The sequence below is a fragment of the Asticcacaulis sp. MM231 genome, from assembly GCF_964186625.1.
In the GTDB taxonomy this organism is placed as follows: Bacteria; Pseudomonadota; Alphaproteobacteria; order Caulobacterales; family Caulobacteraceae; genus Asticcacaulis.
This window is the reverse complement of the sequence record NZ_OZ075108.1, coordinates 2,025,889-2,041,961: the sequence shown is the minus strand read 5'-3', so window position 1 is coordinate 2,041,961 and position 16,073 is coordinate 2,025,889. Positions and strand designations below refer to the sequence as shown.

15 protein-coding genes and 2 pseudogenes are annotated in these 16,073 nt (G+C 59.0%); 10 read left to right on the top strand and 7 right to left on the bottom strand.

Going from position 1 to position 16,073, the window contains the following annotated elements:
• Nucleotides 1-19: 19 nt before the first annotated feature.
• From recO to parC, 4 genes are all read left to right on the top strand, one after another.
• The gene (recO, locus tag ABQ278_RS10040) at nucleotides 20-745 is read left to right on the top strand and encodes a DNA repair protein RecO (protein WP_349319475.1); all 726 of its coding nucleotides are present in this window, start codon (nucleotides 20-22) and stop codon (nucleotides 743-745) included.
• 84 nt (nucleotides 746-829) lie between these two features.
• A complete protein-coding gene (locus ABQ278_RS10035) occupies nucleotides 830-1,294 on the top strand; it encodes a hypothetical protein (protein WP_349319474.1) in 465 nt (154 codons plus the stop codon).
• 101 nt (nucleotides 1,295-1,395) lie between these two features.
• Nucleotides 1,396-2,337, top strand: a complete 942-nt coding sequence (locus tag ABQ278_RS10030; RefSeq protein WP_349319473.1) for a diguanylate cyclase — start codon at nucleotides 1,396-1,398, stop codon at nucleotides 2,335-2,337.
• Between the two features lie 60 nt (nucleotides 2,338-2,397).
• Nucleotides 2,398-4,614: a DNA topoisomerase IV subunit A gene (gene parC / locus ABQ278_RS10025; protein WP_349319472.1), complete on the top strand. Its 2,217-nt coding sequence runs from the start codon at nucleotides 2,398-2,400 to the stop codon at nucleotides 4,612-4,614.
• Between the two features lie 62 nt (nucleotides 4,615-4,676).
• Here parC and ABQ278_RS10020 read toward each other — a convergent pair whose 3' ends face one another.
• Complete coding sequence (locus ABQ278_RS10020; protein WP_349319471.1) at nucleotides 4,677-5,405, bottom strand: arginyltransferase; 729 nt, start codon at nucleotides 5,403-5,405, stop codon at nucleotides 4,677-4,679.
• Nucleotides 5,406-5,514: 109 nt separating this feature from the next.
• Entirely contained in the window at nucleotides 5,515-6,420 is a 906-nt protein-coding gene (locus ABQ278_RS10015) for a flagellar motor protein MotB (protein ID WP_349319470.1), read from the bottom strand.
• Nucleotides 6,421-6,589: 169 nt separating this feature from the next.
• Here ABQ278_RS10015 and ABQ278_RS10010 point away from each other — a divergent pair, with 169 nt between their 5' ends.
• Together ABQ278_RS10010 and ABQ278_RS10005 are read left to right on the top strand one after the other, a co-directional pair.
• Nucleotides 6,590-7,075: a flavin reductase family protein gene (locus tag ABQ278_RS10010; RefSeq protein ID WP_349319469.1), complete on the top strand. Its 486-nt coding sequence runs from the start codon at nucleotides 6,590-6,592 to the stop codon at nucleotides 7,073-7,075.
• Nucleotides 7,072-7,938 carry an NAD(P)-dependent oxidoreductase gene (locus ABQ278_RS10005; RefSeq protein ID WP_349319468.1) on the top strand — a complete coding sequence of 289 codons (867 nt, stop codon included), beginning with the start codon at nucleotides 7,072-7,074 and terminating at the stop codon, nucleotides 7,936-7,938. The genes ABQ278_RS10010 and ABQ278_RS10005 overlap by 4 nt, the downstream gene beginning before the upstream one ends.
• Nucleotides 7,939-7,946: 8 nt before the next feature.
• On the opposite strand, the gene ABQ278_RS10000 is transcribed toward ABQ278_RS10005, so the two are convergent.
• Nucleotides 7,947-8,882, bottom strand: coding sequence for a polysaccharide deacetylase family protein (locus tag ABQ278_RS10000; RefSeq protein WP_349319467.1), 936 nt, complete (start codon nucleotides 8,880-8,882; stop codon nucleotides 7,947-7,949).
• A gap of 86 nt (nucleotides 8,883-8,968) precedes the next feature.
• Between ABQ278_RS10000 and ABQ278_RS09995 the strand changes: the two are divergent.
• A pseudogene (locus ABQ278_RS09995) lies at nucleotides 8,969-10,049 on the top strand (IS630 family transposase).
• 45 nt (nucleotides 10,050-10,094) lie between these two features.
• On the opposite strand, the pseudogene ABQ278_RS09990 reads toward ABQ278_RS09995, so the two are convergent.
• The 3 genes and pseudogenes from ABQ278_RS09990 to hemB all read right to left on the bottom strand — a co-directional run bounded on the left by ABQ278_RS09990 (nucleotide 10,095) and on the right by hemB (nucleotide 13,030).
• Nucleotides 10,095-11,394: pseudogene (locus ABQ278_RS09990) on the bottom strand (IS701 family transposase).
• Between the two features lie 86 nt (nucleotides 11,395-11,480).
• A complete protein-coding gene (locus ABQ278_RS09985) occupies nucleotides 11,481-12,026 on the bottom strand; it encodes a hypothetical protein (protein WP_031220330.1) in 546 nt (181 codons plus the stop codon).
• A 2-nt stretch (nucleotides 12,027-12,028) separates the two neighbouring features.
• Nucleotides 12,029-13,030, bottom strand: coding sequence for a porphobilinogen synthase (gene hemB / locus ABQ278_RS09980; RefSeq protein ID WP_349319466.1), 1,002 nt, complete (start codon nucleotides 13,028-13,030; stop codon nucleotides 12,029-12,031).
• Nucleotides 13,031-13,284: 254 nt separating this feature from the next.
• On the opposite strand from hemB, the gene ABQ278_RS09975 reads away from it, so the two are divergent.
• Entirely contained in the window at nucleotides 13,285-13,737 is a 453-nt protein-coding gene (locus tag ABQ278_RS09975) for a hypothetical protein (protein WP_349319465.1), read from the top strand.
• On the opposite strand, the gene ABQ278_RS09970 is transcribed toward ABQ278_RS09975, so the two are convergent.
• The gene (locus ABQ278_RS09970; protein WP_349319464.1) at nucleotides 13,738-14,280 is read right to left on the bottom strand and encodes a DUF1697 domain-containing protein; all 543 of its coding nucleotides are present in this window, start codon (nucleotides 14,278-14,280) and stop codon (nucleotides 13,738-13,740) included.
• A 195-nt stretch (nucleotides 14,281-14,475) separates the two neighbouring features.
• On the opposite strand from ABQ278_RS09970, the gene hemA reads away from it, so the two are divergent.
• Together hemA and ABQ278_RS09960 are read left to right on the top strand one after the other, a co-directional pair.
• Complete coding sequence (gene hemA / locus ABQ278_RS09965) at nucleotides 14,476-15,699, top strand: 5-aminolevulinate synthase (protein WP_349319463.1); 1,224 nt, start codon at nucleotides 14,476-14,478, stop codon at nucleotides 15,697-15,699.
• 109 nt (nucleotides 15,700-15,808) lie between these two features.
• Complete coding sequence (locus tag ABQ278_RS09960) at nucleotides 15,809-16,009, top strand: DUF6898 family protein (protein WP_349319462.1); 201 nt, start codon at nucleotides 15,809-15,811, stop codon at nucleotides 16,007-16,009.
• The last annotated feature ends 64 nt before the right edge of the window (nucleotides 16,010-16,073 follow it).

Genomic DNA, 16,073 nt, shown 5'->3' with positions numbered 1-16,073 from the left:
GTTTACCCGCAGATGACGCATGGAATTTGAAGACGAAGCCATTGTTCTTACGGCGCGGTCTCATGGCGAGACCGGTGCTATTGTCCATGTCCTGACCGAAAACCACGGCATCTATGCCGCACATGTCGCTGGCGGAGCGTCGCGCCGCATCAAGCCGCTGCTGCAGGCCGGATCGAGCGTCGCCTTCGCCTACCGTGCCCGCCACGCCGATCAGCTTGGCGCCGCCACGCTGGAAGCCTCCGGCACATCGCCCGATCTGCTCGATGAACCGCTGGGCCTGCTCGGTCTGCAATGCGCCTGCATCATGACGCAGAAGGTGCTGCCGGAGCGCGAAGCCCAAACCGGCGCCTATCACGCTCTTTCGGGCCTGATCACGCTCTTTGCCTTCGAGGATATCTGGCCGGCGGTCTATGTGCGCTATGAGGCTGGTCTGCTGGAATCTCTCGGCTATGGTCTCGACCTCAGTGCCTGCGCCGTCACGGGGGAGCATGACCAGCTTGTCTACGTCAGTCCGAAGTCGGGCAGGGCGGTCAGCCGCAAGGCCGGGGAGCCCTACAAGGACAAGCTGCTCGGCCTGCCGGGTTTCATGTTGTCGTCGCAAGGCGGGCTGGAGGTGGGCGATATTGCTCGCGGGCTGGCCTTGACCGGCTTCTTTCTGGAGCGCCACGTCTTCCATCCGCATAACCAGCCCTTGCCCGATATACGGATGCGGCTGAAAGAGTCTCTGATAAACAACGGCCTATAGCTCTCGGCGCCGACTCACATCAAAAACCGTTTGGTAACCGATATGTGTCATAACTCCGTTACATAGAGAGGTCGTGAATTTCATATGCTGCCCTACAGCGAACAGGAAGTGTTAGCCGCCAACGTCAATCCCTCCACGGGTTTGGCCACCGACTATCTGAATCTGTTCAATGAAGCGATCATGCTGTTCGAAATGGGCCTCGACATGCCGGACATGGCCGAGGAGCTGGCCGACTGGAAAAAACATAGCTACGTCGAACACTTCGAGAAATCGGGATTCGAAATGAAGGACATCGTCATATCGGCCTATCACCATGCGCCGGCTGAATTGCGCTGCGATTTTGACGATGTTTGCGAACGTGCGCTTTCGGTCTTCGATTCCTCGATTGATATTTTGATGAGCTCAAATCTCGAAGACGACGCGGCCCGCGTCGATCTGACCGAACGCCTGCGCGATATGAAGGCCCTGGTGATCGAGATGGATTCCCATATCCATGGCCGCGCCGACATGACCAAGAGCCTGCAAAGCGAAGTCGACGCCCTGTTCTAGCGGACTTCATCTTCAGCCCTTTTCACCTCCCTTAATTATAAAATAACGCGGTTGTGGCAAACATTGGCGTAACGGCGTTTTTATTGAGTTTTTGAGTAGCCATGCCCACCGCGACTTCCTTTTCGGATCATTCCATAGGCGCACAGCCAGAGACCATCGCTCGTATCGGTGAGGGGATGCTGGCGGCAGGCACCGCGCTGGCGCTTTTTACGCCCAGCGAAAACCTCTACTTCGCCACGCCCGGCTTCATAGAACTTTATGATATCCAGGAGGGACAGCAGAGCCTTGCCAGCATCCTGCGTCATTGCGCTGAAACCGGCATCGGTCCGGTTATTGAGGCGGACGAGATCGAAACCTGGCTGGCCAAGAATTGCGAAGAACTTCGCTACGGCACAAGCCTTCATTTTGAAGTGGCTATGCGTGATGGACGCTGGGTAATGGGGACGAAAACCCAGCTCAGTGATGGCTGGATTGTGCTGGTCATTACCGATTTCACCTCGGTCAAACGGCGGGAATTTCGTCTTGAAAGTGATCGTGACGCCGCGCTCATCGCTGCCGAAACCGATCACCTGACCGGTATTTATAATCGTGGCGCCACCATGTCGCGTTTCGGTCGTCTGGTCGAACGCGCCACAAAAACGGGCGAAGTGTTCAGCGCGGTCCTGATCGATCTCGACATGTTCAAGGCGATCAATGACCAGCACGGCCATGATGGCGGTGATCAGGTTCTGGTGCATTTCGCCGCCTGCGCGACGCAGGCCTTGCGCGAACGCGATATTCTCGGCCGAGTTGGCGGTGAGGAGTTCCTGATCATTATGCCAGGCGCCACGCGCGAACAGGCTCATACGGTCATAGAACGTCTTCAGGCGCATGTGCGCGACCAGCGCCTCGTCCTGGGTGGTGTGACCCTGCGCTATACCTTTTCCGCCGGCATCGCCGAATGGAAGCGGTCGAAAACGCTCGATGGTCTCTATCATGCGGCGGATCAGGCGCTCTATGCCGCCAAGCATGCCGGTCGCAACCAGGTGAAACTGGCCGGTTAGGCACAGGCTTGATCGGCGGGGGGACTTGTCTAAACCCCTTGTCCGTCCTAGGTTGCGACTATGAGTGACCTAGTGATTCCTGACGACGCCGGCGGGCGTATCCTTGACGAGCCGATGGGCGACGCCCTGTCGAAGCGCTACCTGGCCTATGCCCTGTCCACCATTATGCACCGGGCACTGCCCGATGTGCGCGATGGCATGAAACCTGTCCACCGTCGCATCATGTACGCCATGAGCACCATGCGCCTGTCGCCGGAAGCGGCGGCGCGCAAATGCGCCAAGGTGGTCGGCGAGGTCATGGGTAACTTCCACCCCCACGGCGACGCGTCGATCTATGATGCCTTGGTGCGTCTGGCGCAGGATTTCGCCCAGCGCTACCAACTGGTCGATGGCCAGGGCAATTTCGGCAATATCGACGGCGATAACGCCGCCGCCATGCGTTACACCGAATGCCGGCTGACCGCGGCCGCCATGCTTCTGATCGAAGGCATCAACGAAGACGCCGTCGATTTCCGCGCGACCTATGACGATCAGGACGAAGAGCCGGTCGTGCTGCCGGCGGGCTTCCCCAACCTGCTTGCCAACGGCGCGACCGGCATCGCCGTCGGCATGGCCACTTCGATCCCGCCGCACAATGTCGGCGAACTGATCGATGCCTGCCGCAAGCTGCTGACCAAGCCCGACACCACCACCGATGAGCTGGTGGAGTTTATCCCCGGTCCGGATTTCCCGACCGGCGGCATCTGCGTCGAATCCAAGGCGTCGATCCTCGAATCCTACAAGACGGGTCGTGGCTCCATCCGTACCCGCGCGCGCTACGAGATCGAGGATCTTGGCCGCGGCGGCTGGCGCATCATCGTGCGCGAAATCCCTTACTATGTGCAGAAATCGCGCCTGATCGAACAACTGGCCGACCTGATCGAAAACAAGAAAGCGCCGCTGCTCGGCGATGTGCGCGATGAGTTGGACGAAGAAATCCGCCTGATCCTTGAGCCCAAGTCGCGCAATATCGAACCCGAAGTGCTGATGGAGAGCCTGTTCAAGATCTCCGATCTTGAAACGCGCTTCAGCGTCAACATGAACGTGCTCGACGCCACCGGCACACCGCGCGTCATGGGGCTCAAAGACTGCCTGACTGCCTTCCTCGACCACCGCCGCGTCGTTCTGGTGCGCATGTCGAACTGGCGTCTCGATCGTATCGAAAAGCGCCTCCATCTGCTCGATGGTTTGATGATCGCTTTCCTCAATCTCGATGAGGTGATCCGCATTATCCGCGAGGAAGAGAAGCCGCGCGATGTCCTGATGGCGCGTTTCAACCTGACGGAACTGCAGGCCGATTACATCCTCGATACCCGCCTGCGTCAGTTGGCGCGGCTCGAAGAAATGACCATCAGCGACGAGCACAAGAAGCTCTCGGAAGAACGCGATGGCATTCGCACCCTGCTGGGGTCGGAAAAGCTGCAATGGAAGCGCATCGACCAGCAACTGGCCGAGGTGCGCAAGAAAATGCCGTCGCCGCGCCGCACCACCTTTATGGATGCGCCGGTTGGGATCGAGATATCCGCCATCGAATCCTATCTGCCGAAGGAGCCGATCACGGTCATCCTGTCGCAGCGCGGCTGGATCAGGGCTACCAAGGGCAAGGTCGAGGATCCGTCCGAGCTGAAGTTCAAGGAAGGCGATGACCTGGCCTATCTGGTGCCGGGCTTCACCACCGACAAGCTGCTGATCCTGACCTCCGACGGCCGTTTCCTGGCGCTCGGCTGCGACAAGCTGCCGTCGGGCCGTGGCAATGGCGAACCGCTGCGCCTGATGCTCGATATCGAGGAAACGGCAAAAATCGTCACCCTGTTCATGATGAAGACCGGCCAGAAGCGCCTGATGGTATCGAAGAACGGCTACGGCTTCGTGATGAACGAGGAAGACGCTTTCGCCAACAAGCGCGCCGGCAAGCAGGTGCTTAACGCCGATGGCACCGAGGCCTTCGCGGCCCTGGCGGTTACCGGTGATCACGTTATGGTGCTGGGCGAGAACAACAAGCTGCTGGTCTATCCGGTCAGCGAACTGCCGGAAATGGCGCGCGGCAAGGGCGTCAAGCTGCAGGGCTACAAGGATGGCGGCGTCAAGGATATCGCCGTGTTCGACATGGCGTCAGGCGCTCAGTGGTATGACGGTTCTGGCAAGGCGCGCGACTTCAAGGACGTGAAGGACTATATCGGCAAGCGCGCCAGCGTGGGCCGTATCGCCCCGCGTGGTCTGAGAAAGCTGCGTCTCTAACCTTATACCTCCCCGCTTGCCGGGGAGGGGGACCGCGCCCGCAGGGCGTGGTGGTGGGGTTTCTACTTCACATCCGGGAAGATCGGTTGCCAGCCCTGATCGGTCAGGCCTTCCAGCGGCTGATAGCGCGCCTTGTAGTCCATCTTGGGGGAATCCTTTACCCAGTAGCCGAGATAGACATAATCATAACCGGCGCGGTTGGACTGATCGATATGATCGAGGATTATGTAGCGGCCTAAGCTACGCGCCATCATATCCGTATCGTAGAAGCTGTAGACCAGAGACAGGCCGTCATTGAGCGCATCGACCAGCACGCAGGCGACAAGCTGTTCGCCCAGCCGGTATTCGATCATGTGGGTACGGACCAGGGTATCCTCGACCATGGCGACCAGATCGGGCCAGCTCATATCCATCATGCCGCCATCGGGATGGCGTGCCTTCAGATAGCGTTGCAGCAGGTCGAACTGTTCGCGGCTGGCCTCGGCCTCCACGAAGGCCTTGCTGAGATCGGCATTGGCCTTGATCACGCGCTTGTCGGACTTCGACATCTCGTAACGTTTGACCGGGATGCGCACGCTCTGACAGGCGCGGCAGTTCTGGCAGGCGGGGCGATAGGCGATATTCTGTGAGCGCCGGAAACCGATGGCGGAAAGCTGGTCGTTGACGCTGATGGCCTCTAACGGCGGCAGGTGCACGAACACCTTGCGCTCTTCCTGACCCGCCAGATAGGGGCAGGGGCCGGGAATGGTCAGATAATATCTGAGCTTTCTTCCTGGAAAGTGTTCGCTCATCTGGGCTCACTTAATCTCACGACATAGCCGCTCTGGGCCGCTTCGGAATATACCGTCAGTATCAGTTGACCCTAATTGGCAGGGGTAATCAAGGCAAAAGACGAAAGCCTTAGTTCTGCGGGAGTACCGGCGCCTCGCGCACCAGCACGATGGCGATGCGGCGATTACCGGCCAGCGACGGATCGTCAGGATAGAGCGGCTCCTTGGCGGCCTTGCCGGAGACCTGCGCGATGCGGTCCTGATCGACGCCTGCGCCTTGCAGGATGGCGCGCGAAGCATCGGCGCGGCCGCTGGACAGCGACCAGTCACGCGGATTTTGCCCGGACTGCCCGACCGAGCCGCTGGTATGCCCGGTGATCGAGACGCGGTTGGGAAGCTGGTTGATGACCTTGGCGACGGCGCGCAGCAACAGCTTGGCGCGGTCATTGGGCTGGATCGAGTTCTCGTTGAACATAGAGCGGCCTTCCTGATCGATCAACTGGATGCGCAAGCCCTCCGGCGTCTGGTCGACAAGGATATTCTTTGATAGCTCCGCCAGTTCCGGCATGTCCTGCAAGGCTTGTCGCAGGCTTTCCGCCGCGCTCTGGAAGGCCATCTGCTCGCGCTTTTGCGAATCGGTTTCCTGATCGGTGTCAGCCGTCGTGCCGGCGGCACCCTTACCGGTGTTTTCGGCCGCCTGGCCATCGCTGTCCTGGGTTTCCGGCGGCTTGGGCGCCATCTGCTCGATGAAGGACATGGTGCCCTCGTTCTTGTCGCCATCCTTGCCGAGCGCCTGCCCGCCGAGGATACCACCGGAACCCGAGGTCGATTGTGACACGTTGGCCGGGGCGAAATAATCGGCCACGCCACGCTTTTGTTCGGGGCTGGTCGTGTTGATCAGCCACATCAGAAGGAAGAAGGCCATCATCGCGGTCACGAAGTCGGCATAGGCCACCTTCCAGGCGCCGCCGTGGTGTCCGCCGCCGACGACCTTCTTGACTTTCTTGATGACGACGGGGGCGTCGCTTCTGGCCATGATGCTGCTCTCTTTTGAATTGTCTTTACTGTAGGTTCATTAACGTTAATAGCATGTTGAGGATTGGCGACAGGCGGCGAATTTCCGGACAAAAATGTGATCCGTCATTGCTTTGCCGGGCGGGCTCCTTTAGGCCATGAGGAAAGCCAACTCACAGTCGGAACCAGTTATGGATACCAAGGCCCTGCGGCAAGCCATGGGCGGATTCGCCACCGGCGTCTGCGTCATCACCGTGGCCGACCCAGATCATGAGGCGGGTCATGTCGTCGGCATGACGGCCAATTCGTTCAGTTCGGTGTCGCTCGATCCGCCGCTGGTGCAATGGTGCCTGGATCTCAAGGCCCATCGCTATGCGCTCTATTCCGCGGCGCAGGCCTTCGGCATCAATATCCTGAATGCCGAACACGAGGCCCTTTCGCGCCGGTTTGCCCGTGAAAATGCCCATATCTTACCGGAAGAGGGGCTGACCGACGCCGCCGATCCGCTGAAGCTCAACGGTGCTCTGGGCTTTTTCTCATGCGAACTCTACGAGGCGCGCCTGGTGGGCGATCACCTCGTGATCGTCGGTGAGGTCAAGCGTTTTGAAAGTGATCCATCACAGGCCGGGCTTACCTTTTTCCGCGGCACGTATGGACAGATTGGAGTTGCATCATGAAGCTGTGTTTTGCCGGTCTGGGCATTATGGGCGGGCCAATGGCGGGCCATCTGGTCAAGGCGGGTCACAAGGTCACAGGCTTTAACCGCACCCACCAGAAGGCGCTCGACTGGGCCAAAGCCTACGGTATGCACGCCGAGGCGGCGCTGGGCTCAGCCCTGATCGGCGCGGAGGCCCTGATCCTGTGCGTCGGCCGCGATGAAGACGTGCGGGATACCGTCCTCACTGCCTTGCCGAACATGAAGGCCGGTTCGCTGATCATCGATCACACCACCACTTCGGCTAAGGTGGCGCGTGAGATGGCGGCTATATGTGCCGAAAAAGGCATAAGTTTTTATGATGCGCCGGTTTCGGGCGGGCAGGCGGGTGCGGTCAATGGCCAGTTATCGATTATGGTCGGCGGCGACGAGTTGCGCTTCGCCGAAGTGGTCGAACTGACGAAGCCCTACACCAAGTCGATCACGCGTCTGGGCGAAGCTGGCGCCGGCCAGATGGCCAAGATGGCCAACCAGATCGCCATTGCCGGTGCGGTTCAGGGCGTGGCCGAGGCGCTGCATTTCACCAAATCTGCCGGTCTCGATCCGGACCTGGTGTTCAACGCCATTTCGGCTGGGGCTGCCGGTTCGTGGCAGATGTCGAACCGCTGGGCCACCATGGCGAAGGACGAATACGACTTCGGCTTCGCGGTTGACTGGATGCGCAAGGATTTAGGCATCGCGCTTGATGAAGCGCGGGCCAATGGCGCGCACCTGGCCGTGGCGGCGCTGGTCGATCAGTTCTATTCGGAAGTGCAGGCCATGGGCGGCGCGCGCTGGGATACGTCCTCGCTGCACGCCCGCCTTGAGGCGCGCCGCAAGCCCTGATCGCGCGGCTATAATCCCAGAGCGTCCATACGGGCGGTCTCGTAAATCGAGTCTTCTCCAGGATATCTCAGTTCGCTCTCAAAGCGGCCGCTTGCCTTTGCGGCGGCCCACAGCAAGCTTTGTCCGGCTGGCAAGGTATCGTACTCGATCTGCAAGTCGGCGCGTGCCAAGGCCGTGGAGGCGTCAACGAGCCGCCATCCTTTTTCGCGGAACATCCTGAGACCGTCGTCCAGAAACAGAGCGGTTGTCAGCCGATGATGGAGAAGAAGGGTGTGGTCGATCGACCTGCCGAGCATCTTCTGCGCCAGCCCGTCATAATAGGTCGCCCGTTCCCAGATATGATCGAGCCAGTAAGCCCGATACGGCGCTATGTCGCTATCTGGCGCCAGTTTCAACCGCCCCGCCATACGCTGGTCAATATACCAGTCGGACGTATCGATGGTGACCGGCGCGTTCTGATAGCCATGTGCACGCAACAGGACGCGCATCCTGTCCCGTCCCTCGGCTGTCTTGCCTTCGGCGAGAAAGGGAAAACGGAAAAGCTTTTGAAAGCCCGCATAAGGTGCAAGCAGAGATTCGCATTTCAGGATATCGGCCATTTCGCCATCCGGATCGCTGCCGCTGAAATAGCTGTGCGAAAAACTGTGATTGCCAAGGCAGTGGCCTTCCGCCGACCAGGCGGAGAGCACCTGGGGGCTCTTATCGGCATCTATGTATTTGCCGGCCACAAAGCCGGCGGCCTTGAGTTTCTGCCGTCGCAGGGCCTGCCGGATGGCTTCATCCCTTTGCAGACCACTCAATCGCGCTGTGTCTGCGAGATTGAAGTCGTCAATGGTGATCGCGATGCCTGGGGCTTTTGCCTTGGCGTTTGTCGGCGAACTGGCCATGGCAAGACCGCCGCCCAGAGCGCCAAGAACGGTCCGTCTGTTAACATAAGGCAGCATCACCGGTTCCTCTGGGATCAAAAGGCTAGTGTTGCGGAATCAACGGATGGATTCCCTTGATCTTGCAAATATGCGAGTTTGTGTCGATGGACATGGACAAAAGGCTGTTGCTGTCGCCTGAGGCTCGGGTGCGGTTGGAAGGTTGGGTGGCGGACCGGAACACGCCGCAGAAGCTTGTTTGGCGTGCGCGGATCGTGCTGATGTGGGCGGACGCGGCGAGTTTGGCGTCGATTGTGCGGACGCTGGGCAAGACCAAGAAGACGGCCTACCGCTGGCGCGATCGTTATCTTGAGCAGGGTGTCGATGGGCTTGGGCGCGACGCGACCCGGCCTGGCCGTAAGACGCCGTTGAGCGCCGAAGTCATTGCGCGTGTGGTCGAGATGACGCTGCGACAGAAGCCACCGGCTGCCACGCAATGGAGCGCGCGCACGCTTGCCAAGGCGGTGGGTCTGAGCCACACCAGCGTACAGCGCATTTGGAGCGCGCATGGGCTCAAGCCCCATTTGACCAAGACGTTCAAACTGTCGAACGACAAGCAGTTCGTCGAGAAGGTGACGGACGTCGTCGGTCTCTATCTTGATCCGCCGGACCGGGCACTGGTGTTCTCGGTCGATGAGAAGTCACAGATCCAGGCGCTGGACCGCACCCAACCGGGCCTGCCAATGAAGAAGGGGCGGGCGGGAACGATGACCCACGACTATAAGCGGCATGGCACGACGACACTGTTCGCCGCCCTCGATGTCGCCACCGGCAGGGTGATCGGCGAATGCATGAAACGTCATCGGCACCAGGAATGGCTCAAATTCCTTCGAACTCATCGACCGCAGCACGCCCAAGGGCTTCGACCTGCACCTGATCGCCGACAACTATGCCACCCATAAGCATCCGGCGGTCAAAGCATGGCTGGCCAAACATCCTCGCTTCCACATGCATTTCACCCCCACTTCGGCGTCCTGGCTCAATCAGGTCGAACGCTTTTTCGGCTTGATAACAGGCGATCGCATCCGCTGCGGCGTGTTCAAGAGTGTCGCCGAACTCGAAGGCGCAATTCAAGACTATCTCGATCATCACAACGCCGATCCAAAGCCCTTCGTTTGGACCAAATCCGCTACAGACATTCTTGAAAAGGTCGCCAGGGGGCGACAGGCGTTAAAGTCACAACACTAGCACTACTTTGGCATATTATTCTTGGCGGGCTCGGCGAGGCGTTTGTCACAGTGGGGACAGCGCCTTGGTGGCGGTCGCATGAAGAGGTCGAGAATGGCCTGGCGGATGGCGGGCATTGTCGGCTGAGGCGGTGGCCCCCCAACTTTTTTTTTCGTCCCGCTGCTTTGAGGCGGCGGGATTGGAGAAATGCAAAAGCGATCATCGCCATTAGACAATGTCGGTGCAAACCGGTCCATGACCTGCCTTCGAAGTGATCAAGCCCAAGCTCTTCCTTGAGTTGCTGATGTGCCTGTTCGCAGATCCACCTTGCCTTGATAGCCGCGGCTAGCATCTTGAGGGGGGCGTCGGCAGGCAGGTTTGACAGGTAGTATTTCTGTTCTCCGGTTGAACGCCTTTCCCCGACCAGCCAGACCTCCTCCTCGCCAGGCATGGCTTGGACACGACCGTCGCTCATACGATGCCTGTGGCCATCTGCGACCCGAACGCGGCAAGCGGCAAACTGGCAGTTCAGCTTGCCTTTGGTTCCGCGCCGCCAACTTACTTTCTTCCATTTCCCATCAGCCAACATCTTTTCGGCAGAGACAGCAACATCGTCAGGGACATGGTATTTGCGCCGCCTTCCGGTTGCCGCTTCCGGGAAGATTAGGCCGACGTCTGCCTGATACACATTCTGACGCCGTGATATGCCGACGGCCCACAACAGGTCGCGCTTGCTCAGGGCCTCGCGGAACGGCCCGCTTGACCCATAGCCAGCATCGGCCAGCACGCACCCGAACCGGGCCCCAGAGGCTATAACACGATCAATTTCCTCAATGGCGATCTCCGGCTTTGTCAGGGCAACCTGGCATTCTTGCGGGACCCGAGCCCGGTTCATCCGCGCGACATCATTCGTCCAACTCTCGGGCAAGAACAGGCGCAGGCCCACCATCACAGGCACTTCGCGCGATGCCAGCGTCACCGAAACAAGCGACTGGCAGTTGGACGTCTTGCCAAGCGAGGAAGCATATTGCGCCGCCACGCCAACCGAATGGCTGCCCTTTTTCGGCAGCGCCGTGTCATCGATGACAAGATAACCGGCATCATCCCCCACCAGACGGTCGGCCTCCTTCAGGAGAACGGCTTCAAGCGGTCCACTTTCCCAAACGCCGTCAGAGACAAAATGATGGAGTTGGTCATAGCCAAACTCGCCATCGCGGGCGGCCATCGGCTGGACACTCTTGCGGTCACCCGGGCCAATCAGGCCTGCAATATAGGCAGGGCACAGCCGCATCCGGGTCTTATGCCGCAAGGCCACCAGGAAGGGCGTCAACCAATCTTCCAAATCTACGCGCCAATGTTCCGACATCGCCAGTCTCCTTAAAGCTGGCTCTCTATGAATCACGCAATGTCAGCCGGGGGAATCCTCAAAATTCATTTTCTGCCAAAGTAGTGCTAGTTCAGCGTTGCCGAGGTGCGTTCGACATAACGTTGCAGGGTGCGGCTATAGCTGTCATCGAACTGGACCAGCGTAATTTCCTCATAGGGACAATCGAGCGCTTCCTCGATCCAGTTGCCGCCGGGATCGACCGCCTTGAGATCGACGCTGTCCTTTTCGATCGAATCGATTTGACCGACATCGGCGTCGTCTTCCAGCGACACGACCACGAACTTGTTCTTGAATTTCAGCGACTTGAACAACTCTTCGTAACTGCCTAGCTTGACCCAGCTATAGCGCTTGGTGCGCTTGACGCTGTTGAAGTCGAGAATTCGGATCTGGGCGTCGTGAAATTCCGACACCTCGCAAGCCTCGATGCTCTCCACCGGCGCGATCAGGGCGCCGACGTCCTGCCACTCGTGGATGGCCTGCAGCAGTACCAGTTGCTTGCTCAAGCCGACGATAAAGCCCTCATGTTCGCCTTCCGGCAGCGACAGGCGCACATAGGTGTTCGCCGTCATGGCTTCATACAGTTCGGTGCGGATGTCTGAAGGTAGGGTCATGGTCATGCTTTCAGAAGTTCGGCCACATGCTTGGCGAAATAGGTGAGGATGCCGGACGCGCCGGCGCGTTTGAAGGCCAGCAGGGTTTCCATGACGCCGCGGTCGTGGTCCATATAGCCTTTTTCGACCGCCGCTTTGATCATCGCGTATTCGCCGCTGACTTGATAGACGAAGGTCGGCACCCTGAAGGTGTGTGAGACCCGCTGGACGATATCGAGATAGGGCAGACCGGGCTTGACCATCACCATGTCGGCGCCCTCGGAAATATCGATGGCGACCTCGCGCAGGGCTTCCTCGGTATTGGCCGAATCCATCTGGTAGGTCTTCTTGTCGCCTTTCAGGGCTTTCACGCCGATCGCGTCACGGTAGGGGCCGTAGAAGGCCGAGGCGTACTTGGCGGCGTAGGACATGATCATCGTGTCCTGATGGCCGGCGGCTTCCAGCGCGGTGCGGATGGCGCCGATGCGGCCGTCCATCATATCGGATGGCGCCAGGATATCGGCGCCGCCGGCAGTGAGCGCCAGCGATTGCTGCACCAGCATGTCGATGGTGGCGTCGTTGTGAATCCGCCCGTCGATCAAGAGGCCGTCATGGCCGTGATCGGTATAGGGATCGAGCGCAATATCGACCAGCAGACCGATATCCGGCACGGCGGCCTTGATGGCGCGGCAGGCCTGCACGATCAGGCCTTCGGGGTCGATGGCGGCCTTGGCGTCCGCGCTGCGGATCTTCGCATTGAGGTGAGGAAACAGCGCTATGACATTGATTCCCAAGGCTCTTGCTTCGCGCAATTCCTTCACCGCTTCAGCGATGCTCAGGCGGTCGACGCCCTGTAAGGAACCGATGGCGTCGCGCGCCTTGTCCTGATCGTGGACAAAGATCGGCCAGATCAGATCGGAGACGTGCAGGCGGTTTTCCGCCACCAGATCGCGTATCCATGGCGCCTGGCGCAAACGCCGTGGGCGACCGGCAGGATAGGGGGCAAGGATCGGATTGAAGGTCATATGGCGTACTCTCAAATGATTGCCGACCTTTAGGCCGTTTGTAGTGCGGCTTCAAGCTTGGGAACAGAAATCTCCTCCCCATCGTGATGGGGAAGTGGCGCATAGCGCTGGAGGGGCGCCCCTCCGTCATTTGCTGCGCAAATGCCACCTCCCCACTGCGTAGGGAGGAGAGTGGACCAGCGCTCAAGATCGACAAATTGCGCGCCAATCTATAAAAGAATGGCATCTTGACGACGTCCGTGGGGGGGGGAACCGTGAAAAAGCGTCCAATATTCCTGTTGATGATATCCGTGCTCATCGGATTTACAGTGCTGTTCACATTAAATGCGCAGTTCAGGCAGTCGACAATCCTATTGGGTTTGATCGTTTATTCTGAAGTAACCAAACCGAATGATGCTATCACGCGGACGATCCGGAACGGTAGTCATGAATGGGGAAAGGCGATTGCACTGACACCTAAACCCTTCAAGATCGGCGATCCTGAAAGCGACGTTCTTCGTCACTTATCGAAGGCAAAATACACGACTGACACGGATAAAGCCTTTTCGTGGAGTAAGCCCAAATCATTTCCGGCTGATAGCCAATTTTATGAGAAGTCCGTAGGAGGGCTGCCCTGTTCCCTACATTTTGAAGTTGTGGTGAGATTTGACGATCAGCACCGCTTGCTCGAAGCCTGGGGAACTGAAGACGAGGCCGGGTGCCTGTAATCAGGAAAGCTCCATCGCCATATCCTGTAAAGTCTCGACCGTGTTGAGATTGCGGGCGGTCATATCGGCCTTGATGGCGCGACCGATCTTCTCGGCCATCTTAGAGCGGCCGATGCCTTCCGGCGCATAGAGATACATCAGCTCATCGCTAATCTCATAGGCTTCGCTGTCGTCTTTCAGGCTGTCGAGCAGGTCACGATCAATCTTCGACGGCGGCGCTTTGAAGAAGAAGACGTGCTGCGCCTTGCCCTTGTGCGCATGGTCGCGGAAAGGATTTTCCGCCAGCACCTTTTCCAGATGCGACAAGGTGATCAGGAAAACCGACGGTCGAAAGCCGAAGTTGGTTTCGACCAGATCGCCGATCAGGGCTTCCAGCGCCGCGTCATCTAAGTCAGAGCGAAACAGCACATTGCCGCTGGCGATATAGGTCTTCACATCGCTTAAGCCCGCCGCCAGCATCAACCGCGTCAGGTCCTTCATCGGCAGCTTATTGTTGCCGCCGACATTGATGCCGCGAAACAGGCCAATCCACACTTTCGACATCGGTCACCTTACATGCGACAATCTGCGCAAACCTGTCATAGCAAAAACTCTGGAAATTTGAACGAATATGTCACAAGGTGAGTATCAATGCTGTCGTCAGGGTTATTTTAATCCCTGTGGACTTGAATGGGGGCTGGCAAAGCGCTATTTCGCCGGTCAGATTTGCGGTTCCGAGTGAGGCCGCCGGAGTGTGATATGGATTACAATGCCGCTTTCGAGGCCGCCGTCAACGCCGTTCGCGCCGAAGGGCGCTATCGCGTGTTTGCCAATCTGAAGCGTCATGCCGGTCAGTTTCCGCGCGCCACCTGGATCCGCGAAGACGGCAAGGAGCGGGACGTCACGGTCTGGTGCTCGAACGATTATCTCGGACAGGGGCAAAATCCGGTCGTGATGCAGGCCATGCACGAGGCCATTGACGCGGTCGGTTCCGGTTCGGGCGGCACGCGCAATATTTCCGGCACCACCTTCTATCACAACCAGCTCGAAGCCGAACTGGCCGACCTGCACCACAAGCAGGCCGCACTCGTTTTCACCTCCGGCTATGTCGCCAACGAAGCGACCCTGACCACGCTCTACAAGATCCTGCCGGGCCTGATCATCTTCTCCGATGAACTGAACCACGCCTCGATGATCCAGGGCATACGCAATGGCCGCGGCGAGCGCCACGTCTTCCGTCACAACGACCTCGACCATCTTGAAGAACTTTTGAAGGCTGCGCCGGCTGACGCCCCGAAGCTGATCGCGTTTGAGTCGGTCTATTCGATGGATGGCGATATCTCGAACGTGCGCGGCACCGTGGCCCTGGCCAAACAGTATGGTGCGCTGACCTATATCGACGAAGTGCATGCGGTCGGCCTTTATGGCGAACGCGGCGCCGGTGTCGCCGAGCGTGACGGCATCATGGGCGAGATCGACATCATCGAAGGCACGCTTGGCAAGGCGTTCGGCATGATGGGCGGCTATATCGCCGGCACCTCGGCCATGGTCGATGCCATCCGCCTGTGGGCATCGGGCTTTATCTTCACCACCTCTTTGCCGCCCGCCGTGATGGCCGGCGCCGCTGCTTCGGTGAAGTATCTGAAAGAGCACAATGAAAAGCGCATTGCCCATCAGGAGCGCGCACAAAGCCTGCTGAAAAAGCTGCGCGCTGTCGGCATCGCTACCTTCCCGACGGAATCACACATCGTGCCGGTGCTGGTCGGTAACGCCAAGCACTGCAAGATGGTGTCGGATATGCTGCTCAACGACTTCGGCATCTATGTCCAGCCGATCAACTACCCGACCGTGCCCAAGGGCACCGAGCGCCTGCGCTTCACGCCATCACCGGACCACACCGACGAGATGATCGATCATCTGGTGGCCTCGATGGATAAGCTCTGGACGATGTGCAACGTCGCGCGCCTGCCGGCGGTGGCCTGACGTTCTTACACCTACCCACGTGTTGGGGAGGGGGCGCACAAACCGCGCAGTGGTTAGATGTGGGGTGGGTTTCTTGCATTCTTATAGCGCTTGAGACACAATCCGCGTCATGTCCGAAGTCTTCATCGAAATGCAGCGCAATGGCGCCTATCTGAAGGTCACCGCCATTGACCCGCAGACCGGCACAGAAGCCTCCGCCATGGGGCCGGCCAATGATCCGGGCAGCGTCAAGCGCCTGGCCATCCTCAAGCTGCAGAACAAACTCAAAGGCAATACGCCTGCGCCTGACGGGCGTGGCAAGCTGGTGTGACCGTGTCTGATGAGGGGCTTTTGGCGGGCGAAAAGCTTAAAAACCTTGCCTCACCCTGTCGATA